This is a genomic window from Candidatus Accumulibacter propinquus (assembly GCF_056856495.1).
In genome coordinates this window covers 1,530,479-1,556,136 of the sequence record NZ_JBSEHC010000003.1, presented here as the reverse complement: position 1 = coordinate 1,556,136, position 25,658 = coordinate 1,530,479, and the positions used below count along the sequence as shown (strand labels likewise).

The 25,658-nt window shown below is 61.8% G+C and carries 22 protein-coding genes, 1 tRNA gene and 1 pseudogene; 14 read left to right on the top strand and 10 right to left on the bottom strand.

What is annotated here, in order from left to right:
- The first annotated feature begins 387 nt into the window (after positions 1-387).
- Positions 388-1,884: a rhodanese-like domain-containing protein gene (locus tag AC15MQ_RS12935; protein WP_483080335.1), complete on the top strand. Its 1,497-nt coding sequence runs from the start codon at positions 388-390 to the stop codon at positions 1,882-1,884.
- Positions 1,885-2,006: 122 nt separating this feature from the next.
- On the opposite strand, the gene AC15MQ_RS12930 is transcribed toward AC15MQ_RS12935, so the two are convergent.
- From AC15MQ_RS12930 to AC15MQ_RS12915, 4 genes are all read right to left on the bottom strand, one after another.
- Complete coding sequence (locus AC15MQ_RS12930) at positions 2,007-2,579, bottom strand: DNA-3-methyladenine glycosylase I (protein WP_483080647.1); 573 nt, start codon at positions 2,577-2,579, stop codon at positions 2,007-2,009.
- A gap of 129 nt (positions 2,580-2,708) precedes the next feature.
- Positions 2,709-3,209 (bottom strand): CIA30 family protein, encoded by a 501-nt coding sequence (locus AC15MQ_RS12925; protein WP_483080334.1) that lies wholly within the window; start codon positions 3,207-3,209, stop codon positions 2,709-2,711.
- A 118-nt stretch (positions 3,210-3,327) separates the two neighbouring features.
- Positions 3,328-4,677: an ABC1 kinase family protein gene (locus AC15MQ_RS12920; protein WP_483080333.1), complete on the bottom strand. Its 1,350-nt coding sequence runs from the start codon at positions 4,675-4,677 to the stop codon at positions 3,328-3,330.
- A gap of 184 nt (positions 4,678-4,861) precedes the next feature.
- Positions 4,862-5,602: an SDR family NAD(P)-dependent oxidoreductase gene (locus AC15MQ_RS12915; protein ID WP_483080332.1), complete on the bottom strand. Its 741-nt coding sequence runs from the start codon at positions 5,600-5,602 to the stop codon at positions 4,862-4,864.
- Between the two features lie 284 nt (positions 5,603-5,886).
- Here AC15MQ_RS12915 and AC15MQ_RS12910 point away from each other — a divergent pair, with 284 nt between their 5' ends.
- Positions 5,887-7,296: an exonuclease domain-containing protein gene (locus AC15MQ_RS12910; RefSeq protein ID WP_483080331.1), complete on the top strand. Its 1,410-nt coding sequence runs from the start codon at positions 5,887-5,889 to the stop codon at positions 7,294-7,296.
- A gap of 337 nt (positions 7,297-7,633) precedes the next feature.
- A complete protein-coding gene (gene katG / locus AC15MQ_RS12905) occupies positions 7,634-9,829 on the top strand; it encodes a catalase/peroxidase HPI (protein ID WP_483080330.1) in 2,196 nt (731 codons plus the stop codon).
- Here the strand turns inward: katG and AC15MQ_RS12900 are convergent.
- The 3 genes and pseudogenes from AC15MQ_RS12900 to AC15MQ_RS12890 all read right to left on the bottom strand — a co-directional run bounded on the left by AC15MQ_RS12900 (position 9,717) and on the right by AC15MQ_RS12890 (position 11,756).
- Positions 9,717-11,096, bottom strand: a pseudogene (locus AC15MQ_RS12900) (site-specific DNA-methyltransferase). The gene katG and the pseudogene AC15MQ_RS12900 overlap by 113 nt on opposite strands.
- Positions 11,097-11,187: 91 nt before the next feature.
- Positions 11,188-11,490, bottom strand: a complete 303-nt coding sequence (locus tag AC15MQ_RS12895) for a type II toxin-antitoxin system RelE/ParE family toxin (protein ID WP_483080329.1) — start codon at positions 11,488-11,490, stop codon at positions 11,188-11,190.
- Positions 11,490-11,756, bottom strand: a complete 267-nt coding sequence (locus AC15MQ_RS12890) for a type II toxin-antitoxin system ParD family antitoxin (protein ID WP_483080328.1) — start codon at positions 11,754-11,756, stop codon at positions 11,490-11,492. Before AC15MQ_RS12890 ends, AC15MQ_RS12895 begins: the two co-directional genes overlap by 1 nt.
- A 453-nt stretch (positions 11,757-12,209) precedes the next feature.
- On the opposite strand from AC15MQ_RS12890, the gene AC15MQ_RS12885 reads away from it, so the two are divergent.
- The 7 genes from AC15MQ_RS12885 (at position 12,210) to AC15MQ_RS12855 (ending at position 18,424) form a co-directional block, all read left to right on the top strand.
- Positions 12,210-12,467 (top strand): hypothetical protein, encoded by a 258-nt coding sequence (locus AC15MQ_RS12885; protein ID WP_483080327.1) that lies wholly within the window; start codon positions 12,210-12,212, stop codon positions 12,465-12,467.
- Positions 12,464-12,910 carry a recombinase zinc ribbon domain-containing protein gene (locus AC15MQ_RS12880; RefSeq protein WP_483080326.1) on the top strand — a complete coding sequence of 149 codons (447 nt, stop codon included), beginning with the start codon at positions 12,464-12,466 and terminating at the stop codon, positions 12,908-12,910. Before AC15MQ_RS12885 ends, AC15MQ_RS12880 begins: the two co-directional genes overlap by 4 nt.
- Entirely contained in the window at positions 12,910-13,302 is a 393-nt protein-coding gene (locus AC15MQ_RS12875) for a hypothetical protein (protein ID WP_483080325.1), read from the top strand. The genes AC15MQ_RS12880 and AC15MQ_RS12875 overlap by 1 nt, the downstream gene beginning before the upstream one ends.
- 291 nt (positions 13,303-13,593) lie before the next feature.
- Positions 13,594-14,784 carry an esterase/lipase family protein gene (locus tag AC15MQ_RS12870; protein WP_483080324.1) on the top strand — a complete coding sequence of 397 codons (1,191 nt, stop codon included), beginning with the start codon at positions 13,594-13,596 and terminating at the stop codon, positions 14,782-14,784.
- A 100-nt stretch (positions 14,785-14,884) separates the two neighbouring features.
- Positions 14,885-15,490 (top strand): hypothetical protein, encoded by a 606-nt coding sequence (locus AC15MQ_RS12865; RefSeq protein WP_483080323.1) that lies wholly within the window; start codon positions 14,885-14,887, stop codon positions 15,488-15,490.
- 216 nt (positions 15,491-15,706) lie between these two features.
- Positions 15,707-16,096, top strand: coding sequence for a nuclear transport factor 2 family protein (locus AC15MQ_RS12860; protein ID WP_483080322.1), 390 nt, complete (start codon positions 15,707-15,709; stop codon positions 16,094-16,096).
- Positions 16,097-17,203: 1,107 nt separating this feature from the next.
- The gene (locus AC15MQ_RS12855) at positions 17,204-18,424 is read left to right on the top strand and encodes an IS110 family RNA-guided transposase (RefSeq protein WP_483080321.1); all 1,221 of its coding nucleotides are present in this window, start codon (positions 17,204-17,206) and stop codon (positions 18,422-18,424) included.
- A gap of 224 nt (positions 18,425-18,648) precedes the next feature.
- On the opposite strand, the gene AC15MQ_RS12850 is transcribed toward AC15MQ_RS12855, so the two are convergent.
- Together AC15MQ_RS12850 and AC15MQ_RS12845 are read right to left on the bottom strand one after the other, a co-directional pair.
- A complete protein-coding gene (locus tag AC15MQ_RS12850; protein WP_332337002.1) occupies positions 18,649-19,524 on the bottom strand; it encodes a restriction endonuclease in 876 nt (291 codons plus the stop codon).
- 179 nt (positions 19,525-19,703) lie between these two features.
- Positions 19,704-19,794: transfer RNA gene (locus AC15MQ_RS12845), tRNA-Ser, on the bottom strand.
- A gap of 242 nt (positions 19,795-20,036) precedes the next feature.
- Here AC15MQ_RS12845 and AC15MQ_RS12840 point away from each other — a divergent pair.
- The 4 genes from AC15MQ_RS12840 (at position 20,037) to AC15MQ_RS12825 (ending at position 24,878) form a co-directional block, all read left to right on the top strand.
- Complete coding sequence (locus AC15MQ_RS12840; protein WP_483080320.1) at positions 20,037-20,660, top strand: CDP-alcohol phosphatidyltransferase family protein; 624 nt, start codon at positions 20,037-20,039, stop codon at positions 20,658-20,660.
- A gap of 16 nt (positions 20,661-20,676) precedes the next feature.
- The gene (locus AC15MQ_RS12835; protein WP_483080319.1) at positions 20,677-22,425 is read left to right on the top strand and encodes a bifunctional alpha/beta hydrolase/class I SAM-dependent methyltransferase; all 1,749 of its coding nucleotides are present in this window, start codon (positions 20,677-20,679) and stop codon (positions 22,423-22,425) included.
- A complete protein-coding gene (locus tag AC15MQ_RS12830; protein ID WP_483080318.1) occupies positions 22,374-23,798 on the top strand; it encodes a phosphatase PAP2/dual specificity phosphatase family protein in 1,425 nt (474 codons plus the stop codon). The genes AC15MQ_RS12835 and AC15MQ_RS12830 overlap by 52 nt, the downstream gene beginning before the upstream one ends.
- Before the next feature lie 117 nt (positions 23,799-23,915).
- Positions 23,916-24,878, top strand: coding sequence for a phosphatidate cytidylyltransferase (locus AC15MQ_RS12825; RefSeq protein WP_483080317.1), 963 nt, complete (start codon positions 23,916-23,918; stop codon positions 24,876-24,878).
- Positions 24,879-24,902: 24 nt separating this feature from the next.
- Here AC15MQ_RS12825 and AC15MQ_RS12820 read toward each other — a convergent pair whose 3' ends face one another.
- A complete protein-coding gene (locus AC15MQ_RS12820; protein ID WP_332337006.1) occupies positions 24,903-25,505 on the bottom strand; it encodes a nuclear transport factor 2 family protein in 603 nt (200 codons plus the stop codon).
- Positions 25,506-25,658 lie beyond the last annotated feature (153 nt).

Below are 25,658 nucleotides of genomic sequence, written 5' to 3'. Positions count from 1 at the left end.
CGTAGTCCATAGCTGGTCGTTGCCGTCGCCTCTCCAGGAGCAGCACCGACAACAAGCGCAACAGAAGCAGAAGCTCGATTCGGAATCCGATCGAACCGCCTTCGGGCAAGCAAGCGGTTTGCAGGGGAAATCGGCAAGCTCAAAAACACCTCCGCGCGTGCCGCCTCCCTGGCTTGCCTGATCGGCAAACTCTTCGTCAATGCGCAGGCGCACGAGAATAAATCGGGAAGTTTTAATTGGGCGTGGCACACTTGCCTGGTTTCTTGGTTTGGTATCCGAACACTCTTCCCAGGGGCGTGTCTGTTAAAGCTCTTCGAGGAGGGGCACCTACTCTCCATCGGGATATCGATGGCTGTACTCACACAACGAAGTCTGGGAGGCTGCGGCATGTCGATCCAATTCCTGGTGCTATTGGTCGGTGTCTTGGCGGCAATGCTGCCATGGACGACGCTGGCCCAGATGGGTTCTCCCACCGCGCGCGCAGGAGTCAGTCTCGATCAAATGGCGCAAATGGAGCGGCAGGACTTCGGTGTGAAACCGACCAGGCAAATCCATGATGGCCCGATGCACGGACCGACGCCAGCCAGCATTCCCGGTGGGCAGCTCATCACCACCCAGGGCCTGGCGGCGCTCGTTAAAGGCGCGCAGGTGCCGTTCATTGTTTTCGACGTCCTGGGCCAAGGTGAAATGCTGCCGAATGCTGTGCCAGCCGCATGGCTGGCACAGCCGGGTGCGTTCAATGATGTGGTTCAGCAGCAAGCCGAGCAGTTGTTGGGGCAACAGACGCAAGGACGGAAGGATGTTGCGCTGGTGTTCTATTGCCTCTCGCGCGAATGCTGGATGTCGTATAACGCAGCCCTGCGCGCCATCCATGCGGGTTATCGAAACGTGCTGTGGTACCGTGGCGGCATCGAGGCCTGGAAGTGGGCCGGCCTGCCCACGCAGCCCAGTCCTTCAGGCCAGCAAGGATTGACGCCGCCACAGCACCAAGCGCCACAGCCGCGGGGCGGTGATGCACCGGCGACCTTCGTACCGGTCCAGCCGGTAGTGCGCACCGGTAGCGACGCTGCAGGCGCGCCGCGGTCTGCCGGTGAATTGCGCATCGGACAGGGGCGATTTTTTTCATTTGCCCTGCCCCCGGGCTGGCGGGTGGGCGAGGATGGTCAGTTTGCGCTGACGCTGGTATCCCCTGACAACAAGGCGCTGACCTTGATGGTGGGCAACGCCGGTTTGCCGTTGAACCATCCGCCGGCGCGCTTCGCTTATGAGAAGTTGTCGGCCATTCAACCGCAGAACCTGCAGATGGGACAGCCGCGGCAAGCACGACCGGTAGCGGGGTTTGGCCAGGCGGTCGAATTCGACGTCAGCTATGCCGTGCGAGGGGTGGCGTACCGCGGCGTGGCCAAGGTCTCGGTGGCACCAGCCTATGATTCGGCCACCATGGCCTTGACGGCAGCCCTCTCGACGGCGGACCAGTGGAGCGGGTATGCCGCGTGGCTGCCTCAGGTCGCGAACCAGGTGTCGGCAACCAATGGCGCCGCCTTCGGGATGCGCGGCATCATGCAGCAGAATCTGCAGAACTCGGTGGCATTTGGCGAGGCGGCGCGGCAGTATCGGGATTGGTCGCAAAGGAATTGGCAGCAGGTCACCGACGAGCGCAACGCAAGCCAGGACCGCAAGAACTTCGCGGTGCGTGAGAACCTGGGTGGCGTGCAGACCTTCGCCAGTCCCTATGGCAGCAAGCAGTCCGTGGAATTGCCGACGACACACAAGTACTACTGGACCGACAGGCAGGGGCGCGTAGTGGGGACGGACGATCCACGAGCCGATCCAAATGCCGGCTCGACCGGAGAATGGAGCAAGATGGAGCGGGTGCTGCGTTAGCGTCGGTGAACATGCCGGATAGTAAATGAATTGCCACAGTGCGCCATCCGCCACCTTGAACGCGGCGGCCTGGAGCGATGGAAAGTCAGGCCGGCGATTTGGGCGAATGGTGGCCCGACTGATCAGCGGCAGTGATCTTTGACTTCACCATGACGCGGGCAGGTGGTCAGATGGTCGTTGACCATGCCAGCCGACTGCATAAACGCATAGCAGATCGTCGAACCAACGAACTTGAACCCGGCTCGGCCCAAAGCCTTGCTCATCGCATCCGAGCGTGCCGTCTTGGCTGGCACCTCAGCCATGGAAGTCCATTGATTCTGAATCGGGGCGTTATCAACGAAGTTCCACAGAAAATCGCTGAATGACTGTCCATCGGCGGTGAGAACCAGGAACGCTTTGGCGTTCTCGATGGCTGCAGCCACCTTGGCACGATTTCGGACGATACCCGAATCTGCCAACAGTGCCGCAACTTTTCCTTCGTCATAGTGGGCAATCCGGCTCGGATCAAAACCATCGAAGGCGCGCCGATAGTTTTCCCTTTTTTTCAGGATTGTCGCCCAGGACAAACCGGCCTGCGCACCTTCGAGGATCAGCAGCTCAAACAGAGCACGATCATCGTGGAGCGGCACGCCCCATTCCGAATCGTGGTATTCACGATAAAGGTCAAAACCTTCGCACCAAGGACAACGCTCCATCGGCATCAACTCAGCGGACAAAGATTCAGTCTACCGCCAAAAATCCAGGAATCGCCGTTTCTTCCCTTGACAAGCCGGAAGTGCGCCGCATTCCCATTTCAAAGGGGCTTCTGTCATGCTGCAACTGGGTCAGACGACAAGTTCGATGGCGCGCAGATCGAGCTTGAACGGTCCCAGCTGTCGATCGGCGATCAGCAGGCCGATTTGCGCTGCGCACGAGAGGTCAAGCGGTGGCATGTGGTCGACTACGCGTCCTCGCCAGGTCGGGACAAAATCGGCGGCGGCCAGTCGTATTACCGTCCATTCGCCAGCTGGTGGCTGCAAAGCCGCCTGGTAGCTGATGCCGTCGAACTCGGGGCCGGTCCGGATGCTGAACTTGTAGCGCTTGCCGTCACCGCGCACTGTGAGTAAACAGGCTGAGCCGCCTGCGCCGCCGGACGCCATCACTGGTGAGCGAACGGACGCAAAGCCGCCGTTGTTGACGAGGGAAAGCGATCCCGAGAAAACTGCGTGCCCTTTCGGATCAAGGACCATCCTGCTGGCCGATACCCCACCCATCACGCGATCGTCGATGGCGTACCAGGCGGCGACGGCCTCCAGCGTATCGAATCGGCAGATGGGAGTTTTCATGCTGGCGGTCCTGATCTATCCAAAGCAGGTAGCGATCCACCTCTGCCGAGCCCGGCCCGGGACGATGCACGGCAACGATCGGACGGCAGACCTGCCCCTCCGGGATCTCGCTGCCGGCTCATGCCGGCGCCTGCCGCGACGCGTAAGGCTGGAACAAGGCGCGAATATCCACCCGCGCGTTGAGCTTTGCCGCCAGCAGATATAGACCGCCGGCCTTGCGATGCAGGAACAGGGCATCCGCCGGCGGTGTATGCCAGGAATCCCTTTCGGTGCTCAAGGCCAGACCAGCGTCGCGGATGCGTGCTGGCAGATCGGAATTCCCGAAATCGTAGGCACCGGCATGGCGTAAGGGTTCGCAGGCGAGCAGGAAGACATCCAGGACGAGCTGCCGCTGCCGCTCCCCGATGTCCGCCCGAAAATAGCCGATGGCGCTGGCGGCCAGGCTCATTTCCTGGCGGTCTCCGAGGACGGCACTCGCCATCAGCCGACGATAGGCGTCGACGATGGCTGCCCGGTAACGGCGGGTGGCGCCGAAGTCGAGCAGAATCAATTTGCCGGTGGCTCTGTCATAGCGATAGTTGGCAAAATTGGGATCGGTCTGAATCAATTGGAATTCAAACATCTCCCGAAAGAATAGCCGGAAGAGCAGCCCTGCCACACGATCGCGCTCGGCTTGTGGAGCGTGCCGCAAGGATTCGACCGGCACTCCACCCATGCAGGACATCGCCAGGACGCTCTCCGTTGTCAGGTCGGCGTGCACCTCGGGCAGCATGAACTCGGGCGCGTCAGCGAGCAGTTCGGTGTAACGGCGCAGCCAGGCGCCCTCGCCGAGATAATCCGCTTCGGCGTGCAACTGACGTTTGGCTTCAAGCAGCAGCGGCCCGACATCAAGGCCGCTGGGCAGCAGACCGGAAATACGCAGCAGGGTGGCGACATTATCGACGTCGCTGTCGATACTCTGGCGAACGCCAGGGTACTGGACCTTTATCGCCAGGCGTCGCCCGTCCTTCGTTTGCGCCAGATGGACCTGCCCGATCGACGCCGCCGCCACCGGAGTGAACGAGAACTGCCGGAAATGACGGTCCCAGCCATGCCCCCAGTGCTTATCGAGCACGCTGGCCAACTGGCTCATCGGCATGGCTTTGGCGTCCGCGCGCAAACGTGCCAGGATATCGGCCAACTCTTGCGGCAACAGATCACCTGCGTCCATGGACAGTAATTGCCCAAATTTCATCGCCGCACCACGCAACTGAGCAAGCTGATCGGCTACGCGGCGGGCGTTCGCCGGCGTCAGCAGCAAGTCGCCGATTCGCGGACGCTTGCCCCGGACGAACTGTCGCGTGCCTTCGGCTAGCATGCTGCCGGCAACACCGCCGGCGAGAGCACCCAGCCGGGCAAGCCTGGACCAGCGCCCGCCGGGAACGGCCGAGGTACTTGCGTCGCGTTTGCTTCGCTCATCGTCGATCATTTGGCATCGACTTGCATCTGATCCGACAGGATCCCGGAACGTTGGTGACCAGGCCGGCAGAGGGCTCGCGGCGACCAGAAATCCATCCTGCCAGTACCAGGACAAAAAACGGCAGCAGTCCTCCGGAACCGAGCCGGGCAACGCTGTGTGGCGTGGGATCAGGCCGCGAGGGTTGCATGCCGCCTTACCTGACCAGCGGCCGAATAGTGGAAAATCCGGCGTCCATCGACCATACCTGGCCGGTCACCCGGGCCGCCTTTTCGGAGAGCAGCCAGACCATCAGTTCGGCCAGTTCGTCCGGGGAACCAATGCCCGGCAGGGGGTACTGGCGAGCCGCGGCGTCGCGGCCCATCGCGGTGCCGAGAATGGCTGCCGAGGCCGACGTGTCCATGATGCCGGGAGCGACGGCGTTGATCCGGATGCTATTGCCCGCATAGGTCGCCGCCGCGCTGCGTACCAGGCCTTCGACACCGGCTTTCGCTGCCGCTACCGCCTCGTGATTCGGAGTACCGATGCGCGCAGCAGCCGACGAGACCAACACCGCCGATCCGGGGCACTTGGCTTCGCGCAAGGCACCGACGAAGGCCGCCAACGTATGGAAGGCGCTGATCAGATTGGCATTGAGACAGGCCGCAAAGTCGGCCTCGGACATCCGATGCAATGCGCCCAGGCGAAGGTTTCCGACGCAGTGCGCGAATGCCGTGGGCAGCATCTGGTGCGCTTTGGCCACCTCGAAAATGTGGCGCGATCCGGCCACGCTGGAGCAGTCAGCGACCACCTGAAGGTGGCTGTCGCCGTAGCTGCGGGTCAGGCGCTGGCCCTCCCGGCTGGTCACGACCAGTCTCCAGCCCGCCTCTGCCAACCTGGCCACCACCGATTGACCCAGCCCGCCTGCCGCTCCAGTGACCAAAGCGACATTTTCCATGACATCTCTCCTCCAGTTTCACCTGCTGCCCAGGAATGGATTCCTTGTCCGCCACAGAAATCAGCAGATTGATCGATCGGATAATATGTTGTACTCGACAAATTACCGTCAAATACCCGGTTTTTCGCACTACAATACTTCCCAAGCCCTGTATTGTCCAGGACACGCATGAACAATACGGAGATATCCTCCACTCCACCCGGAATCCTCTTGTCCGGATGGTCGGCTAGCAGGGAAAAGCGATCGCTCAACGGTTCGATCCGCCGCGCACCTGACCTGGCCTCGTGATTCACGCGCGGCTTGCCTTCATCGAACTGGAAACCACCGGCGCCAATCCGGTGCGGGACCGCATCACCAGAATTGGCGTGCTCGAAGCAGAGGGTGACCGGGTCTCGACGTGGAGCACCCTGGTCAACCCACAGCGGCCAATCCCTGAATTCATCCAGCAACTCAACGGTATCCGCAACGAGACGGTAGTTGACGCCCCTACCTTCTCCCAGGTCGCGGCGGAACTGGCCGATCGCCTGCATGGGCGTCTGTTCATTGCCCACCATGCCCGCTTCAACTATGGCTTCGTCAAGAGTGAATTCCAACGTCTGGGAAAGTCCTTCCGGGCCGACGTGTTGTGTACTGTGCGCCTGTCTCGCAAGTTCTTCCCGGAACAGCGGAAACACAACCTGGACAGCCTTCGGGCCGATCATGATTCGACGACCGGCGAACGCTACGGCGCCGTGGCCGATACCCTCCTGCTTTGGCAGTTCTGGTGCCGGTTGAAACGGGATCGCGGCGAAGAGGCTCTCGCCGCAGCCATCCGGCAACAGCTCAAGTGCCCCAGCCTGCCGCCCCACCTGGATTCTGCCCTGCTCGACGACCTGCCCGCATCCCCCGGGGTGTACCTGTTCTACGGCGACAATGATGCGCTTCTGTACGTGGGGAAAAGCGTCAACCTGCGTCAGCGCGTACGGTCTCACTTCGCATCCGACCTGCGAGAATACAAGGAGATGCGCCTCAGCCAGCAAGTGCGCCGCATTCACTGGCATGAGACGGTCGGTGAACTCGGCGCCCTGCTGCTGGAATCGCGACTGGTCAAGGAATGCCAGCCGATTCACAATCGCCGCTTGCGCCGCGCTTCGGAACTGTGCACCTGGCAATTGGTGCAACGGGCGCCAGGCGATTACCGACTCAGACTGGTCAGCGGCGAAGCGGCCGATTTCGTCCGCCCGGAAGACCTTTTTGGCCTCTTTGCCAACCGGCGGGAAGCCACCGACACCCTGCGCAAGCTGGCTGCGACGCATGAACTGTGCCCGATAATTCTCGGGTTGGAAAAACCCGCCCGGCCCGGACGCCCCTGCTTCGCCCATCAGGTCAAGCAGTGCCGGGGCGCCTGCGTGGGCAAGGAGGCCGTCGGCGTGCACAGCGTTCGCCTGTTGTCGGCGCTGATGGAGCTGAAGCTCACCGCCTGGCCCTACCCCGGAGCGATCGTCGTTGTCGAGCGCGACGAGTTGCGGGAAGTGGAGGAAGTCCATGTCGTGAACGGCTGGCGGCACCTGGGCAGCGCGCGCAGCGAGGCCGAGGTCCAGCAAATCCTGCTGGGTCAGTCGGGTCAGGGGCGGTTCGACCAGGATACCTACAGATTACTGGTCGCGCACCTGACAAAGGAGCGAGTGCGGGTGCGGCTGTTGTCCGAGCGCTAACACCTGGCCGGCGACACGAGATTCCAGTTTATTGCGCATATCTTCATGCATGCAACGAGCATGGCTGCCGCCTGGACGCGCGCAGCAGCCTTGGTTTCCAGTACTTCATCGAGGCGCGGCAGCACCGGGACCGCTGGCCAATCAATAGCCAATCACAATCGAACCTATATCCACAATTGATTGGAACAATGTGCCAGACGATCCTACACTTGAATCGTCTGGCGTACATACGGGTGATTCTGCAGGTAGTCCCATTGGAAGCGCTTCGTTGATGGACCGATGCCCGAACGCCAGACTGAATCGGGTAGTCCATCTCAAACAACCAAAGGAGAGAACCATGTCAACCGAAACAAAGTGCCCGTTCGCGAGCGGCGCGGGCAGCCACACGGTGTCCGGGGCCCAGAAGAACGCAGGCTGGTGGCCCCAGCAACTGAACCTGAAGATGCTGCACCAGCAGTCCTCGAAGTCCAATCCCCTGGGTGCGTCGTTCAATTACGCCGAGGAGTTCAAGAGCCTTGATCTGGATGCCGTGATCAAGGACCTGCATGCCTTGATGACCGATTCGCAGGACTGGTGGCCGGCGGACTACGGTCACTACGGGCCGTTCTTCGTCCGCATGAGCTGGCATGCTGCGGGGACCTATCGCATCGCCGACGGTCGCGGCGGCGCGGGCACCGGCGCGCAGCGCTTCGCTCCGCTCAACAGCTGGCCGGACAACTGCAACCTCGACAAGGCGCGCCGCCTGCTCTGGCCGATCAAGCAAAAGTATGGCCGCAAGCTGTCCTGGGCCGACCTGATCGTCCTCACCGGCAACGTCGCGATGGAATCGATGGGCTTCAAGACCTTCGGTTTCGGCGGTGGCCGCGCGGACATCTGGGAACCGGAGGACGAAATCTACTGGGGCCCGGAAACCACCTGGCTGGGCGACGAGCGCTACAAGGGCAACCGCGAGCTTGACAACCCGCTAGGTGCCGTGCAGATGGGCCTGATCTACGTGAATCCCGAAGGTCCGAACGGCAAGCCGGATCCTCTCGGCTCGGCGCGCGACATCCGCGAGACCTTTGCCCGAATGGCGATGGACGACTACGAGACCGTGGCGCTCATCGCCGGCGGTCACACCTTCGGAAAGGCCCACGGCGCCGGCGACGCCGCCCATGTCGGTCACGAACCGGAAGGCGCAGGCATTGAGGAACAGGGCCTGGGCTGGATCAGCAGCTTCGGCTCCGGCAGGGGCGTTGATGCGATCACCAGCGGCATCGAAGGCGCCTGGACCCCCAACCCGATCCAGTGGGACAACGGCTACTTCGAGACTCTGTTCGGCTACGAGTGGGAGCTGACCAGTAGCCCGGCCGGCGCCCACCAGTGGAAGCCCCAGGACCCCGCTGCGGCGACCTCCGTGCCGGATGCCCATGATCCGGCCAAACGCCATGCCCCGATGATGACCACAGCCGACATGGCCCTGCGAATGGACCCAGCCTACGAGAAGATCTCGCGGCGCTTCATGCACAACCCGCAGGAGTTCGCCGACGCCTTCGCCCGCGCCTGGTTCAAGCTGACCCACCGCGACATGGGTCCGCGCGCCCGCTATCTCGGCAAACTGGTGCCAGAGGAAGCGCTGATCTGGCAGGACCCGATCCCCGCGGTCGACCATGCGCTGGTTGATGAACAGGACATCACGGACCTGAAGGCCAGAATCCTCGCCTGTGGTCTGTCGATTTCCCAACTGGTCACGACCGCCTGGGCGTCGGCGGCCAGCTTTCGCAGCAGCGACAAGCGTGGCGGCGCCAACGGCGCACGCATCCGCCTCGCACCGCAGAAAGATTGGGAGGTCAATCAGCCGGCCGAACTGGCGAAGGTACTGCCTTCGCTGGAGGCTATCCAGAAGGCATTCAACGGCGCCCAGTCCGGCGGCAAGAAGGTCTCGCTGGCCGACCTGATCGTTCTTGGCGGCTGCGCAGCCGTCGAGGCAGCCGCCAGGAAGGCTGGCCACGATGTCAAGGTTCCCTTCTCGCCGGGGCGCATGGACGCGTCGCAGGAGCAGACCGATACAGCCGCCTTCGCCGCGCTGGAACCGACCGCAGACGGGTTCCGCAACTACCTTCGCAAGGGACACGCGGGATCGGCGGCGGAACTGCTGGTGGATCGGGCCAGCCTGATGACGCTGACCGCTCCCGAGATGACGGTTCTAATCGGTGGCCTGCGCGCCCTGGGAGCAAACTTCGGGCAGTCCAGGCACGGTGTTTTCACCCGGCGACCCGAAACATTGACCAACGACTTCTTCGTCAATCTCCTTGACATGAACACGAAGTGGCAGAAGTCCGCCACATCTGAAGGCGTGTTGGAGGGGCGTGACCGGGCAACGGGCGAGTTCAAATGGACGAGCACCGTCGTTGATCTCGTCTTCGGTTCGAACTCCCAGCTCAGAGCCCTCGCCGAAGTCCATGCGTGCAGCGACTCGCAGCAGGCGTTCGTGCATGACTTCGTGGCGGCGTGGAACAAGGTGATGAACCTTGATCGCTTCGACCTTGCGTGATCACGGGGGATCGGTCGAAAAGGTCAGCGCGGTCATTCGCCGCTCTCCAGCCGCTCGTCGGCGACTTCAGCGAAGGTCTGGCCACCAGCGTCACCGGTACGTCGGGGCAATTCTGCTGGCAGCGCTGGATCGCCACATCGACGTAATCGGGAGCGATCTCGACCGAGCGGGCGATGCGCCCGGTGCGTTGCGCCGCGAGTATCGTCGTGCCAGATCCACCGAAGGGGTCGAAGACGACCTCGCCAGCGTCGGTGTAGGCCTCGATGACGAACTGCGGCATGACCACCGGGAACACCGCCGGGTGGTCGAGGGGCTCGCCGATGGATCCGCGCTGGCGTCTTGTTCGGCTTTCTGGCCTCGCGATTGAAGTGGAAGAGAAACTCGTGGTGTGGTGCGAGGCGTCCGGCCCTGTCGCCGGGAACGGTCACGCCCTGGTCCCAGACGTACCAGCCGAAGAAGCGCCAATCCTGGTGGGGCATCCAGGTCAGCCACTCGTCCCAGTAGCGGACCACAGTGCCGTCGCGATGCACGAGGCCGAGGTTGACCAGCATCTGTGCCGCACGGGCCATCACAAGCAGGGCAGCGGCGAAGACGCCCTGCATCAGTCGATCCCAGTCGGCGATGTCGTGTAGGCGCGCTGGTTGGCGTACGGTGGGCTGGTGAACAGCAGGTGGGCTTGCTCGCCGGCCATCAGCGTCGTGACCACACCGGCATCGGCAGCGTCGCCGCAGATCAGACGGTGCTGGCCCAAGGCCCAGACATCGCCGGGGCGAGACACGGGATTGGCCAGGATCTCGGGCACATCATCGGCGGCATCGGACGGGTCACCGTCGCCCTGCTCGCCGTCAGTGCCCGTTACCTCGTCGGTCAGCAGGGCCTCGATCTCGCCGGCGTCGAACCCGGTCAGGGCAAGGTCGAACTCGGCCAGCTTCAGGTCTTCGAGTTCCAGCGCTAGCAGTTCCGCGTCCCATCCGGCGCGCTCTGCCAACTTGTTCTCGGCCAGGATGAAGGCTCGCCGCTGGGTGTCGGTCAGGTGCGCGAGTTCGATCACCGGGACTTCCGTCATCGCCAGTTTGCGGGCGGCGAGAATCCGTGCATGACCAGCGATCACCCCGCGCTGCCCGTCGACCAGCACCGGGTTATTGAAACCGAACTCCCGAATGCTGGCGGCGATCTGCGCAACCTGCTCGTCGCTGTGGGTGCGGGCGTTTCGGGCGTAGGCCGTCAGCGACTCGATCGGACGATAGTCGATTTGCAGGGCGGGCATCGGGGTTCCAGAAAAGCAAAACCCGCCACAGGGGCGGGTTCGATGGGGTTCACAGCCTGACCTGGCTGGTGACCGGGGTTCGGTCGTGTCCCTACGAGGAATCGGGATCGGCAATCCGCGCCTCGATATCCATGGCGCCATGCAGGATGCGAACAATTCCAAGACCGTTTCGATCTTCCCGGAAGAAGATCACGTAGTTGCCATGCGCGCAGGACCGGATGCCGTCGCTCAACTCGGGGCGACGACGATACGCCTGCGGCGCCTCAGCAACTTTGCCGCACTGACGACGCAATTCAAGGATGAAGCTCAAGGCCCGGCGCGGGTTGTCGCGGGCAATGTAATCGCCGATGTCTTCCAGATCACGTTCGGCCAGTCGAGTAAAAATCACTCGCATCAGGCGGACTGTTCAGCCTCCATGGCACGATACTTGGCTTCCAGCCGGTCAAATACCTCATCGGCCGGGATACCCGGACCGCTCGCCATGCCGGATGCAATGGCCGCGCGCAAGGCATCCACCTTCATCGACGCCTGGATCTGTTGGTCCTCAAGCAGACGCAGTCCGGCACGAACGACTTCGCTGACGTTGTTGAAACGTCCGGACTCGACCTGCTCTCGCACGAACTGCTCGAAATGGGAACTGAGCGCAACACTGGTCGGCATCGGGGAACTCCGCAAGTTATTAACTGTTATTAGACTCACGGGCAAACCTGTTGTCAAGAGGATGTGCCAGCCGATATGAGAGCGTGAGTACGGTCACTGACCGCGATGGAGTTGTCTGCCATTTTGGTCAAGTAGGTTGATGGTGAGGGGGTGATCCCCCCAGGGAACTTGAACAAACGAACCCTTTGGGGGAGTCTCTTTCGACCAAGAGAAGAGTCGATCCCAGCGTGCCATGCTCTACATGACCGACGTACTGGCCCGGGTGGTGGCGTTGAAGATCACCACGATTTCTGAATTGAAGCAACTTGGGTGGCATGCCGCCGCTGGGCTACGATGTGGTCGCGCGCAAACTGGTACCGAATCCGCGCGAGGCGGCGCGGGTCAGGCAAATCTTCGAGCGGTACATCGCGCTCGGGTCGATGACCACCCTGTGTCGCGAACTGCGCCGAAGGGGTGACGACAAAATCCTGGACGACGCTCAAGGACAAGTCCCGTGCCGGGAAGCTGATCGACAAGGGCTATCTGTACAAGCTCTTCCAGAATCCGGTCTTCATTGGGATCGCCGCGTCCAAGGGCCAGCACTTCGCCGGGGAGCATGAGGCGATTCTGGACCGGGCGGTGTGGGTGTGCAGGTGCAGGCGATGCTGGGGCGCGGGGAGCCGGAAGAACGGGCTCGGCAGCATCGGCCATCCCGAGCACCTGCACTATTGAAGGGACTGATCTTCGCCGATGATGGTTGGGCGATGACGCCGGGCGCAACGCACAAGGGTGACAAGGTGTATCGCTACTACGTGAATACGGCGTCGATGAAGATCGGCAGGGAGGCGTGCTCGGTGGCGCGCGTGCCGGCCGGCGAGATCGAGGCGGCGGTGATCGCGCAGGTGAGGAAGGTGCTGCAGGCGCCCGAGGTGATGTCGCAGGCCATTCGCGAGGTAGTGGCGCTCGATCCGGTGGCCGATGCGCAGGAGGTCATCACGACGCTGCAGTCGATCGAGCCGGTGTGGGATGAACTCTTCCCCGCCGAGCAGGCGCGGATCATTCAGTTGCTGGTGGCGCGGGTGACGGTCAGCCCGACGGGTTTGAGGATCGACATGAAGACGGCGGGCATGAGGGAACTGATCCAGTCGGTGATGCCGGCGAGAAAGGTGGCGTGATGGCGGCGGATGTGATTTCGGTTGATCTCCCCATGACCTTCAAGCTGCGGGGTGGGCGCAAAGTGATCCTATTGCCGGATGGGACGCAGGGCAACCCGGCGCCGATGGCCACGATCGACAACACGATGATCAAGGCGATCGCCAGGGCGTTTCGCTGGCAGAAGCTGCTGGAGAATGGGACCTACGGGTGCCTGGAGGAGATCGCGAGGGCGGAAAAGATCGGTGGGTCGTTTGTCAGTCGTGTGGTGCGGTTGGCGCTGCTGGCACCGGATATCGTGGAGGCGATTCTGGCGGGCAAGCAGCCTGCGAGTCTGACGTTGAAGGATCTGATGGCGCCGTTTCCGGTGGAATGGGCGGGGCAGCGGGAGCAGTTTGGGATGGGGGATAGGTGATCGTTTCTAGTATTCAAGAAAAAGGGACAGGTTTCACCCTCTATCTGTGTCGCCTATGATCTTTGTAGGAAGAAGGCAGTACGATGTATTCTGAATGGGGTTGTCCCGCACCACCCACAGCTGGCGACGCCGGCTTGGACGGCTCGTTAGTGCTTCCCTTCCTGCTGCCGAGACCCCCAGTAGGAACCACTCAACAGCACCACGAGGATGGGCAGCACCGGCAATGCTCAACGTAGCCACAACGCCAAAGTGTGATGAATGCCAGATGAAATATGAGGATCGTGGCCTGGTATGACAGATATCGTCTTGACACTGATCCACGGCACCTGGGCACCGCACGCACCGTGGACGCTACCAGACTCGCCACTGCGCAAAGCACTCGCCGGCCAACTGGGTGACCGGATCGCGTTTGAAACTCTGGAGTGGTCGGGAGCCAACACCCACCGCGCACGGCGAGAAGCAGCGCAGAAACTGCGTGCTCAACTGGCCGATTCGATAGCCGCTAATCCACTAGCCCGCCATTTCCTCGTAGCGCACAGCCATGGCGGCAATGTCGCCCTGTACGCGATGGCAGACGCTACCCTGCGTCAACATATTGGCGGCATTGCTTGCCTGAACTCGCCGTTCATATGCGCCCTCAAGCGCAACACCAAGCAATTTATGCTTGAGATCTTTGCATGGATGGCGGCCTACTTCGTGTTGCTTTTCATGGCCTACGCAGTCTTCTATGTGCTGGCCCCTCTGAGTACAGACCCTAACCTGCAGCATCTGGGCCTGTTGGCCCAGATCGGTCTTGGTCTCGGGTTTGCGGCCGTTTTGATCCTGCTAATCTTCTTCGTCATCGAACCTGGGCTGATGTATAGCCGTAAGCTTGAAGACCGGGTGGCGTCTTGGGCTGCGACGCGCCGCGCTGGAATCTCGCAGGACATCATCCTGCCGCAAAACCCCGATGTACCTGTGTTATGCGCATGGACAGCGGGTGACGAGGTCATTTCATCTTTCGGCCTACTTGATGCGCTAGCCAACATGCCCTATCTCGCACTGAGCTTTATCGGTTTAATTTTGTCATTCGTGGTGATCTACGGACTGCAGGCCTTTGGCATACTGCCGTCCCTCTTTACGGTGCCAACCATCGACCCTACGCTGACACACTTCGTTCGTGTTCTGGTACGATTCCTGTTGGACTACCCGATCTCAACGGGTATGTACATGGTAGCGCTGCTCGTCGGGCTATTCTCTGCAGCGGTGTTCGTGAACCTGTTGTTTCGGGTACTACCGATGGGCATCGGCTTCGACAAGCTAGTCGACAGCCTGTTCGTCCGCTTGGCCTTCACGGTAACACCGGTGACCAGCAACCATATCGAATTCCTTGATATCGAGTCGGAGCATGGCTTTCTCGGTCATTCCAAAGCGTACAGTGACGCAGATCTCTTGGCGGAACTTGCGGGGTGGATTTCCGCTCGGTTGGCAAGGCCAGAGTGATTTCGGTGCCGCAGATAGGCCAGCGATTGGACCCGACGCTTTCTGCGCGGCAGATAAACGCTAATCCTTGGGCGTCGAGAGGGAAGTGATGATTGAGAGAATGAGTAGTTCTTCGGTGGGACTTCGCGTGCTGGCCTGCATTCTCGTGCTCGCGGTCGTGACAGCCAGTACCTGGTGGTTCCTCGAAGAACGCAACACATGGCCGCGAGGTGAAGCTCTTGGTGACGCTCTCCGGCCGGTCGTCGAAGGCAAGAACTCCGAGCAGGCGCTCGTGGCTCGCGCGATCTGGGACAACTACCTCGAGACTAGATCGAACGCGTCAAGATGGAGCGGTGTCTACTGGGGCTTTACATTCACTGCGGCAGTTTTCAGCGCCTTGGCCGCGCTTATCCTCAAGCTAGAAACCTTCATCAAGAACGAGGGCGCGAAGAAAGACTTGGCTGCCTTGCTCTCTGTCACCGCTGCGCTGCTGATTACCATCTCCTCGGGCGGTGACTTTCAGCGTAAGTGGCAGGCAAATCGAATCGCGGCCGCCGAGCTTGAACGGACTGGCTATGAGTTCCTGGAGAATGATGGTGCAGACGCACGCACCTACCTTGCGACAGTCGGACAGAGTCTCCTCAGGCGGCATATGGCAATCGTGGGCAGTTCGGAGCAAAGGAACCCTCCGCAGGAGCCGGGCAAGGCCGCATCTCAGAACAAGTAGAGTGAGTCCCAGGTGACGCCCAACAGAGCAGCCGAAGGTCTTTCGCCGCCGGCTCCCACACCGCCCACCCGGCCGTTCGCACTGGGCGGTTCAGCGAGTTGGCGCGCTCGACGAAGTGTCTTGAGCCGTGTAGCCCCTGGGCCTCAAACGGCAGGGACTTGACGCTCAGGAGGCCTTGCGCCTCCAGGCAGGCAAATCAATACGGAGGAGGCTGGCGTGACAGAACACCCCATAGAAGTCTGGCATCGGCTGGTTCAAGAACGCAACCCACGCGGGCTTGATGTGCTGCTCGATGCAGACGCAGTGTTTGTTTCACCAGTAATGCACACGCCGCAGCGGGGCAAGAAGGCCACGGCAATGTACTTGGCTGCGGCCTTTCAGGTGTTCTTCAACCCAACTTTCCGCTACGTGCGCGAGATCGTCGGAAACACCGACGCCATGCTTGAATTCGAGACCGAGATCGACGGTGTCTTGGTTAACGGTGTCGACATTATCAAGTGGAACGAAGCGGGGCGCATCGTTGAGTTCAAGGTAATGCTTCGTCCGCTCAAGGCGATCAATCTCATTCATCAACGCATGACCGCCATGCTTCAAGCCAGCCAGTGAGCGCGGCCAAGGGAAGGCCGCCTAATCGGGTAGCCGGAGGTTTGTCTCCCCCTGCCGCCACATCTCCCACCATGCGGGTCCGCAGTGGGCGGTTCGGCGAGTTGGCGTGCTCGACGAAGTGACTTGAACCCGGCGGGCTCGGTCCCCGCTAGAATGAGCGCATGTCGCAGAAAATTCATCCATCAACCTCGGAGATCAACCGTCTGCGAGACGCCGCAGCCCTGATTCCCAGCATCGAGTCTGGCTTGCTGAAGTTCAAGGCTCTCTGTCGAGCGGGCTGCGCTCACGGCTTCGTTCTGCGAATGGACGGCCGAGAATGTGCCTGACGATCCCGAGGTCGTGAAACTGGCGGAAACGGTGGGCAGCGGGTTGAAGCGCATCAAGATGGCGTTGTCTGCGGTCGCTTGAGCCTTCCAGGCAACAGACACTGACTTGGTTGGCACTTGGGTAATGATGTGGGTGCCTGCCCGTTGTCCCGGAAGCACCTGCTACTCGATTTCCCTGACACCACGGCACTTCGGTAACGCAGTACATTCCCAAAACGCACTTCCTGCCTTCGACCCATGTTTGGCAATGCGCTTGGTCAGTCTCCAGCCTGCCCGTTTTTCGTTTTCCACGCCGATCGTCGTACGCAACGCTCGCCTCCATGCCGTAGCCATAGGTTGGGCTGAGGAGCGAAACCCCACAACCGGAGCAAATCCCGGGGATCGGGGCGCGGCAGAGACGCCGGCACCCCTGATCGTTTCGGGCTGGGGCTGACCGTCACGCGATGACGCGTGGTACAGTCATTACTTTCTGGAGATCACCTAAGCCGTCATGCGCCGGACATCCGGCCGACTCCGGCGCACACGCTAACGGTCATTGCAGTTGCCGCCGCCCCGGATGATGAAAGAAGATGCGGGTTGGGAAGCGGCGGGTAGAGGTCGCGCAACATTTTGGCGGCTCGACCCCGCAAGCTAACGTGACCCGCTGAACCGACTCGTACCCCGGATTGCTGCCATCGAGCGCACACATTAAAAGGGCCGTTGGCGACCTGTCGCCTTCAGGCAATTTCGGTTCTGGCACCCGGCGCCTCCCGCGTTCAAGTTTATGGCGAAAGGAGACGGTATGGAACTGGTTCCGATCCACAAGCGGGTCATTGGGCTGGATATTCATCAGGCCCAGGTCACGGCGTGCGCGATCATCGAGGAATCGGGCGGCGAGACACGACTCGAGCAGCGGCAATTTGGCGCGTTCAAACGGGACCGGCGGGAGCTGGCGGTCTGGGCGGCGGCGCTTGATCCGGACGAAGTCGTCATGGAAAGCACGGGCATCTACTGGAAGAGTCCGTATGCGGCGCTGGAGGCGGTCGGTATCCGGGCGACGGTGGTCAATGCCCGTCATGTCAAGCAGGTGCCGGGACGCAAGACAAATGTCGGAGATGCCCAGTGGCTGGCCACCCTGGCGCGAGCCGGTCTGCTCCGAGGGTCTTTCGTGCCGCCGGCCCAACTGCGCGAACTGCGTCTGATCGCCCGGCAACGGCAGAAGCTCGTCGGGCTGCTCTCGTCCGAGAAGAACCGCATGCACAAAGTGCTGACCGATGCCGGCATCCGTCTGGGCGTGGTGGTCAGCGATATCCATGGTCAGTCGGCACGCGCGATGATCAAGGGGATTCTCCGGGGGCAGGCTCCGCATGAGGTTCTTCAACGCGCCAGTCGACGTCTCAAAGCCAGCCGCGAGGAATTGCACGATGCCCTGCAGGGCGAATTGACCGCGAGTCACGTGTTCGTTCTTGACGAACTATTGCGGCATATCGAGGAACTCGAAGCGCGCATCGCCCGTTTCGACGCCCGCCTGCTCGCCGAATTGGCGAGCGAGCACAATGCGCTCGCCCTGCTGCAAACCTTACCTGGCGTCGATCTCATCGGCGCCGCCATGCTGCTCGTCGAGATCGGCAGCGACATGAGCGTCTTCGGCACCTCGGACCGCCTAGCCTCCTGGGTTGGCCTCTGTCCGGGCAACAACGAGTCGGCCGGGAAGCGCAAATCGGGACGCGTCCGCAAGGGCAATCCCTACGTCCGCCGACTCCTCTGTGAGTTCGCTCACGCCGCCAGCCGCACAAAATCGGCGTTCCAGGCCAAGTTCCAGTCGTTGATCGTTCGTCGTGGTCACAAACGCGCCATCGTCGTTTTGGCTCACAAGATGTTGCGCACCATCTTCTTCATGCTCAAGCGTGGCGACTATTACCGGGACTCCGCCACCAACTATGAGCAGCTATCGGTGCAGCGCAACGCTTCTCGCTGGATCAAGGCGCTGACTCGCTTCGGCTTCATCCCCGCAGCCGCCTGATTCACGACCACCACTCTCCATGACCGCTCGCGGTCAGGTACCCGTGCGCTTGGAGACTGGGTTCTTTCACATAAACTGGAAACCGATCGGGAAGATCCACGATAACGCTAATACACAAAATCAAGCGTTGTGCGCGCGCGTGCGCGTGGCGCTGCTGCTGTTGCGGACGACGCCCGTCAGATCGCCAGGGGGAAGTTACAGCGCAACCAATCGAAAGCTGCCTCTTAGCTATTGAACTCGGCAAAGAACTCCCTGTCGATTTCATAGCTGGTAACCGGTTTGAGGCCAAGTTCGAGGTTCTCCAGCATATCGACAAGTTTATCTCCATCGATAAGGTCGATTGGCGGTGCGCCATCCCTGGACGCTTCGCGGCGCGCCTCGGCGGTAAAGGTTCCAGTTGTGATGATGATCCCTTTATCGGCACGACCTGTCATTGCACCGCGAAAATCGCGGACATGCGAGGGGGAAACGGATTTCGCATAGCGCTTACACTGGAAGACCACCTTGAAGGAAACCAGCGGATTTATTTGCAGGGTGCCATGCCCATCGATTCCACCATCACCGCTCCTGCCGGTGACGACGACTTGAATGAAACCAGCCTCTCGTAGAAGGCGCTGAGACAGACGTTCAAAGCCCCCGGATGGCAATTTCAAGAGCAAGTCGAAGACTTCGCCGCGGTATGTTTCGGGCGAGGTCCTAGCGTCCTCAACAACTTGCTCCACCACTGATTCAGGCGCGTCGGTCTTTGCCCGCTGTTGCTTTTGGTAAATGCGGACTTGGTTAGCAATTTCGCGCGCCTGGTCTAATGAAAGGGAAGTGGCGCGACCTTTTTCGGTGAGAGTCCAAACCCCTCGCTTTGATGAGTCCAAAAGACCCATGCGTACAAGGTAATACCTCGCCCATGCAACCTGATTTCGATAACGTGACTGGTCAGACGGGAGAACTTCGTTTTGAAGCTCATCGGGAAGGGCAAGGTCGCAAGCAATTCGCTCGACAACCTCATCCGGAGTACCTGAGCCGCCAAGTGCACGGAGCGCATCCAGTAGCGGCCCGAAGTATCGAACGAACTGCGGGCCTTCGCTTTTCGTCTTACGTGTCATGGCTCGTGGCTCATTTCCAAATCGCGTTCACCGATCAAGCCGACTTGGTTACAGCGCAACTGCGCGCCTTTGTGTCACCACGTACCATGCAAGCGCATCGGAATTGATGGGGCAGCAAGTGGGATTCCCATCTGCATAAATACAAAAGCCCTGATTTAACAGGGCTTCCAGGCTATAACTGGCGGAGAGAGCGGGATTCGAACCCGCGGTGGGATGTTATCCCACACACGCTTTCCAGGCGTGCGACTTAAACCACTCATCCATCTCTCCGGAAGAGGACGGATTCTAGCAGAAGGCCAAGCCAATACCAAACGTGACGCACGGCCATGACCGGCAGGCGGCCAGCCGCCCGCAGATCCCGGAATCACTTCCCGCTGGTTACCGCCCACCGTCCTGCCCCGCAGTCGGACGGCCCTTGCTCGACGAATCGGCGCATCCTGTCGCTTCAGGACGGTGCGCCACCTTGCGCGGGGGCGAGTGCTATCATTCGCCACTTTGCCTGGCCTTCGTCAATGAGTCTATACACCCTGAAGCCTCGTTTTCAGGCCCTGCTCCGCCCTTCGGTGCGAGCTCTGCATGCAATCGGGGTAACCGCCAATCAGGTGACGATCGCTGCCTGCGCAGGTTCCGTCATGGTCGGATCCGGGCTGGTGATTGCCGCCGAATCGGAACAGCGGCAGTGGTTCCTGCTGCTGCCCGCCTGGCTCTTGCTGCGCATGGCGATGAATGCGATGGATGGGCTGCTGGCACGGGAATTCGGGCAGCGTTCGGCAATCGGCGCCTATCTCAACGAACTCTGCGATCTGCTGTCCGATGCCGCACTGTACCTGCCTGTTGCCTTTGTGCCCGGGACCGGAGGAGTGTTGACGATGCTGGTCATCGTATTGTCGAATCTGTCGGAAATGGCTGGCGTACTGGGTGTTGGTGCGGCAACCCGCAGGCATAACGACGGCCCGATGGGCAAGAGCGATCGGGCATTCGTTTTTGGCGTGCTTGGCCTCCTGCTTGGCGTCGGTATCGCTCCCGGTCCGTGGCTGAACTGGGTGCTCTCGGTCACCGCCCTGTTGCTGATATGGACCATCGCCAACCGAGTCAGGCGCGGCCTTGCCGAAGATCGCAACGTCAATGCCGAGTAACCCGGAGAAAACCGAGATGCGTACAGCGCATGAACAGCAATTCACGACTCACGACGGCACGGTGCTGTTCTACCGCTACTGGCCGGCAATGGAAAACATGACCGCTGCGCGGGCTGTCGTGCTGTTCCACCGCGGCCACGAGCATTCCGGACGGCTACAGCATGTCGTTGATGAACTGGGATTGTGCGATTTCGCGATGTTCGCCTGGGATGCGCGCGGCCACGGACACTCTCCGGGTGCTCGCGGTGACAGCCCAAGCTTTGCGGCCCTGGTCAGGGACGTCGACAGCTTCGTCCACCATGTCTGTACCACCTATAACATCACTCCGGACAACATCGTGGTTATCGGCCAGAGCGTCGGTGCCGTGCTGGCCGCGACCTGGGCACACGACTACGCACCGCAGATCCGCGGCCTGGTGCTGGCGGCGCCGGCCTTCCAGGTAAAACTCTACGTCCCCTTCGCGCGGCCAGGGCTGGCTTTGCTGCAGCGGCTGTTCGGCAATTTCTTCATTACCTCATACGTCAAAGCCCGCTTCCTGACTCAGGATACCGAGCGAATCCAGTCTTATGACAACGACCCCCTGGTCACCAGAGCCATCTCGGCGCGCGTCCTGCTGGGCCTCGGTGAAGCTGCGGACAGGATCGTCGCTGATGCACAGGCCATTCGCCTGCCGCTTCAACTGTTGATCTCGGAAAATGACTGGGTGGTGCAGCGGGCACCGCAGGAATCGTTTTTTGAACGCCTGGGCTCGCCGCTGAAGGAGCGCCACCTGCTTGCCGGGTTCCTCCACGACACGCTGGGCGAACGCGACCGCAAGCTGGCGATTGACAAGATTCGCGCTTTCATCGAGCGCCTTTTCCGTGTGCCGCCGGCGGCCGACTCGCTGCTGCAGGCGCATCACAGCGGCTACACGCGTGACGAGGAACTGGGTCTCGGGAAAGCGCTGCCGGCCTTGTCGCTGCGCCGGCTGAACTTTGCGCTGACCCGCCTGGCAATGCGTACCCTCGGCCGGCTCTCGGAAGGCATCAGCATCGGGTTGACGACAGGCTTCGACTCCGGCAGCAGCCTCGACTACGTGTATCGCAACCGGGCGTGTGGTGCACTGCTGATCGGCAAACTCATCGATCGTGGCTACCTGAATTCGATTGGCTGGCGCGGTGTCCGGGTACGCCGCCTGCACCTGCTGCGCGCAATTGCCTCCGCCGCACGCGAACTCAGGGAGAGCGGGCAGCCGTTGCGTCTGGCCGATATCGCCGCGGGACCTGGACGCTACGTGCTGGACGCCGTGGCCCAACTGCCCGAGCGCCCACAGTCGATCGTGCTGCGCGACTTCAGCGAATTGAATGTCGGGCTCGGCCGCGCACTGATCGCGGCGAGGCAACTCACGGACATCGCGCGCTTCGAAACCGGCGACGCTTTCGACGAAGCCGCTCTGGCGAGTCAGACACCGAGGCCCAATCTGGTCGTCGTTTCAGGCCTCTATGAGCTGTTCTCCGACAACGACCTCGTCGCATGCTCGCTGCGCGGTCTGGCGCGGGCCGTAGAGGTCGGAGGCTATCTGATCTACACCGGCCAACCCTGGCACCCACAGATCGAGCTGATCGCTCGTACGCTCACCAGCCATCGCGGTCAGCAGGCCTGGGTGATGCGGCGCCGCACACAGGCCGAACTCGACGAACTCGTGCGCACCGCAGGTTTTTCGAAGATCGCACAATGGATCGACGACTGGGGAATGTTTACCGTGTCGGTATCCCGCCGGATCTGAGCTTGCGCGGCAAGGGAGTCTCTGTCGCCGGTGTTGCCGAGGAGGCCCGTCCATGGCGAAGGGCAATCGCCTGGCTGCTGCTCCTTGGCCCGTTCTTCTTCGCCAGTTACGGCTTCGCAACCTGGATCAGCAGCCAGCGCCCGGATGTCGGCTTCATCGTCTTCGCCTGGGAACGCCATATTCCGTTGCTGCCATGGACGATCATTCCCTACTGGCTGATCGACGTGCTCTACGGCGTCTCGCTACTGTTGTGCACGACCCGACGACAGCTCGACACGCACGCCTGCCGCCTGCTGTTCACGCAACTGCTGGCAGTGAGTTGCTTCCTGCTTTTCCCCTTGCGTTGCACCTTCGAACGGGGCGAAGTGGCTGGCCCCTTTGGCTGGCCGTTCGCTGTCCTGATGAGTTTCGACCAACCCTACAACCAGGCACCGTCGCTGCACATCGCGCTGCTTGTCGTGCTCCTGGAACCGTATCTGCGCGCCGTTCCGCGCGCCTGGCACACGCTGGTCCATGCCATGGCCTTGCTGATCGGCGTCTCGGTATTGACCACCTGGCAACACCACTTCTTCGACATCCCGACCGGCCTGTGGCTGGGCTGCTTCGTTGTCTGGCTGTTTCCGACCGACACCCGCCCACTGCTGCGGCGAGCGTCGCTGACCCGCGACAAGACGCGGCGACGGCTGGCGATGGGCTACGCCAGCGCGGCCGTCGTCATCGGTTGCCTTGCCGTGAGCACCGGCGGCGTCTGGTGGTGGCTGCTCTGGCCATGTGGCTCGCTGGCACTGGTGGCGCTCGTCTATCTGGTGCTCGACGGCGAATCCTTCGGGAAGCGCGATGACGGTTCGATGCCGCTGGCCGTGCGCTGTCTGCTCGGGCCCTATCTGCTCGGCGCCTGGCTGAATTCGCGCTGGTGGACGCGCAGGCTGGCTACTGCCGATCCTGTGCTGCCGGGCATTCTGCTTGGGCGGCTGCCAACGTTAACCGAACTGCAACGCCTGCGGGTGCTGGCGGTCGTCGATCTCTGTGCAGAGCTGCCGTGTTCAACGCCAGGTACCCGCCATACGCTGGTACCGATGCTCGACCTGGTCGAGCCGCGCCTGGCACAAGTCGAAATGGCCGTAGCCGCGATCGAGGAAGCACGCCCGGCGGGTCTGGTACTGGTGTGCTGCGCGCTGGGCTTCGCGCGCAGTGCGCTGGTGGTGGCCGCATGGCTACTGCGCACCGGGATGGCGAAGTCGCCGGAAGCTGCGGTCGCACAAGTACAAAAGTCACGCCCGGCGGTGGTCCTCGGCAGCGCGCAGATCGACCTCCTCAGGCGGTGGCAACTGCAGTACGCGAAACCGGCAGCAAGTCCGCGGCCTGAGCGATGAGGCTCCATCCGCTGACCGCCGAAACGGCGCAAAGCGCTTTCGCCTCTTTCACGGCGGGGTACTCGGCGCTGTCGCCACCCTGCAGATCGTGCCAGCGATCTGCAACGTAGCAGACCGATGACGAGTCATCACTTCCCGATGCTGCAGGACGAGGCCTGGCGGCTGATCGCTGCTATCGCCGCGGTGCTGATCGTCGCCTCAGTGATCGGGCAGGTGCTGAAGTACACGCTGGCCAGACACGGCGCGCACGCAGCCATCGACAATCTCAATCACCGGATCAATGCCTGGTGGGCGATTGCCATTCTGGTCGGGCTGGCGCTACTCGCCGGACGCGCCGGGGTGACGCTGCTGTTTGCCCTGGCGTCGCTGGCAGCGTTGCGCGAATTCGTTCCCCGTGAGGCCGCGACCGGAACGCCGGCATGGGTCTTGCGCGGCAGCTTCGCTCTGGTCCTGCCGCTGCAGTACCTGCTGATCTGGAACGGCAACCCCCTGCTCTACAGCCTCTTCATTCCAGCCTGCGTGCTGCTGGTGCTGCCGCTGCTCGGCTTGCTGTCTGGTCGTCCGGATACCTTCATGAGCCATACACGCAGCCTGCGGGCCGGGCTCCTGATCTGCGTGTTCGCGGTCTCGCACGTTCCGGCACTTCTCACCCTGCACCTCCCCGGTCCAGCCTACAGCAATGCCTACCTGCTGGTGTTCCTGCTGCTGGTCGTCCAGTCGAGTGACGTCTTCCAGTATCTGTGGGGAAAGCTCATCGGTCGCCACCTGATTGCGCCGAGGCTGTCACCGTCAAAAACCGTCGAAGGAACCGTCGGCGGCATCCTGAGTGCCAGCGCGCTGGGCGCAGGACTGGCATCGCTGACGCCGTTTACACCGCGGGAAGCGATGCTGATCGCACTGCTGATCACGCTGCTCGGCTTCATCGGCGGCCTGGCCATGTCGGCGATCAAGCGTCGCCGCGGCATCAAGGACTGGGGAACGCTGATTCCCGGCCACGGCGGCATGCTCGACCGGCTCGACTCACTCTGCCTCTCGGCTCCGGTCTACTACTACCTGCTGCGTTGGGGCTGGGCCACCTGAGCAGACACGGCCAACTGCATAAGGCTAACGACGCCGCCACAGTCTGCCGAGCAGGCCACCCAACAGCAGACCGGCAAATCCAGCGCCGGCGGCAGCGTACCAGATGGCTGCCTTGGCTTCGGCAATCAGCGAGTTGGTAAACACGTTCGACGACAGGTGCATCGAGACCACTTGCCATTTCCCGTCGATCTTCGCCGAGGTCGAAGTCCAGTTCGAACTCAGGCGGAAAGGCCCCCTGGCCACCGGAAAGAATTCGTCCTCCATCGTCCCGTCGGCGACCGCAACCTCGCCATTGCCGAAGAAGTGTGCCGACGCTCCGAGTTTGGCGGTGGTCAGATAACGGTCGAGGGTGCGCCGCTCACCCCTGAGCATGCGATCATAATACGCCTTGATCTCGGCGTGCCCGCGCGACACCTCGCCGTTGAGCCAGGTGACCGTCGCCTGCGGATGCATCTGCGCCAGCATGCGGTTGACATCCTGGGCATTGATGCTGGCTTCGATCTCGCGGAACAGCTTGATCAGCGCCTGGCGATCGGGCGCGTACGGATCGGGTTCGGCAGCCACCGCCCGGTCCGGCCCGATCAGGACGAAAAACAGCGCAAAGAGCAGATTCACTATCGGACGCATGCGATCTCCAGTCATTGCCATGGGGTCAGGAAAACGGCTCCGCCCGGCCTGGTGGACGGGCATTGAGCCAGCTTGCCGGCTAGTCCGCGGTGCCGGACACCGGCGCATGATAGCCCGCTATCGCTTCGCTGACCACCTGTTCAAGCGGTGCTC

What these genes read in the sequence shown, in the direction of transcription:
- AC15MQ_RS12930 (WP_483080647.1), bottom strand. Translation starts at nt 2,579, where the DNA reads ATGGAGCGTTGTCCTTGGTGCGAAGGTTTTGACCTTTATCGTGAATAC.
- AC15MQ_RS12820 (WP_332337006.1), bottom strand. Translation starts at nt 25,505, where the DNA reads ATGCGTCCGATAGTGAATCTGCTCTTTGCGCTGTTTTTCGTCCTGATC.
- AC15MQ_RS12825 (WP_483080317.1), top strand. Translation starts at nt 23,916, where the DNA reads ATGACGAGTCATCACTTCCCGATGCTGCAGGACGAGGCCTGGCGGCTG.
- AC15MQ_RS12915 (WP_483080332.1), bottom strand. Translation starts at nt 5,602, where the DNA reads ATGGAAAATGTCGCTTTGGTCACTGGAGCGGCAGGCGGGCTGGGTCAA.
- AC15MQ_RS12875 (WP_483080325.1), top strand. Translation starts at nt 12,910, where the DNA reads ATGGCGGCGGATGTGATTTCGGTTGATCTCCCCATGACCTTCAAGCTG.
- AC15MQ_RS12920 (WP_483080333.1), bottom strand. Translation starts at nt 4,677, where the DNA reads ATGATCGACGATGAGCGAAGCAAACGCGACGCAAGTACCTCGGCCGTT.
- AC15MQ_RS12870 (WP_483080324.1), top strand. Translation starts at nt 13,594, where the DNA reads ATGACAGATATCGTCTTGACACTGATCCACGGCACCTGGGCACCGCAC.
- AC15MQ_RS12925 (WP_483080334.1), bottom strand. Translation starts at nt 3,209, where the DNA reads ATGAAAACTCCCATCTGCCGATTCGATACGCTGGAGGCCGTCGCCGCC.
- AC15MQ_RS12935 (WP_483080335.1), top strand. Translation starts at nt 388, where the DNA reads ATGTCGATCCAATTCCTGGTGCTATTGGTCGGTGTCTTGGCGGCAATG.
- AC15MQ_RS12850 (WP_332337002.1), bottom strand. Translation starts at nt 19,524, where the DNA reads ATGACACGTAAGACGAAAAGCGAAGGCCCGCAGTTCGTTCGATACTTC.
- AC15MQ_RS12830 (WP_483080318.1), top strand. Translation starts at nt 22,374, where the DNA reads ATGGATCGACGACTGGGGAATGTTTACCGTGTCGGTATCCCGCCGGAT.
- AC15MQ_RS12895 (WP_483080329.1), bottom strand. Translation starts at nt 11,490, where the DNA reads ATGCGAGTGATTTTTACTCGACTGGCCGAACGTGATCTGGAAGACATC.
- AC15MQ_RS12840 (WP_483080320.1), top strand. Translation starts at nt 20,037, where the DNA reads ATGAGTCTATACACCCTGAAGCCTCGTTTTCAGGCCCTGCTCCGCCCT.
- AC15MQ_RS12855 (WP_483080321.1), top strand. Translation starts at nt 17,204, where the DNA reads ATGGAACTGGTTCCGATCCACAAGCGGGTCATTGGGCTGGATATTCAT.
- AC15MQ_RS12865 (WP_483080323.1), top strand. Translation starts at nt 14,885, where the DNA reads ATGAGTAGTTCTTCGGTGGGACTTCGCGTGCTGGCCTGCATTCTCGTG.
- AC15MQ_RS12890 (WP_483080328.1), bottom strand. Translation starts at nt 11,756, where the DNA reads ATGCCGACCAGTGTTGCGCTCAGTTCCCATTTCGAGCAGTTCGTGCGA.
- AC15MQ_RS12835 (WP_483080319.1), top strand. Translation starts at nt 20,677, where the DNA reads ATGCGTACAGCGCATGAACAGCAATTCACGACTCACGACGGCACGGTG.
- katG (WP_483080330.1), top strand. Translation starts at nt 7,634, where the DNA reads ATGTCAACCGAAACAAAGTGCCCGTTCGCGAGCGGCGCGGGCAGCCAC.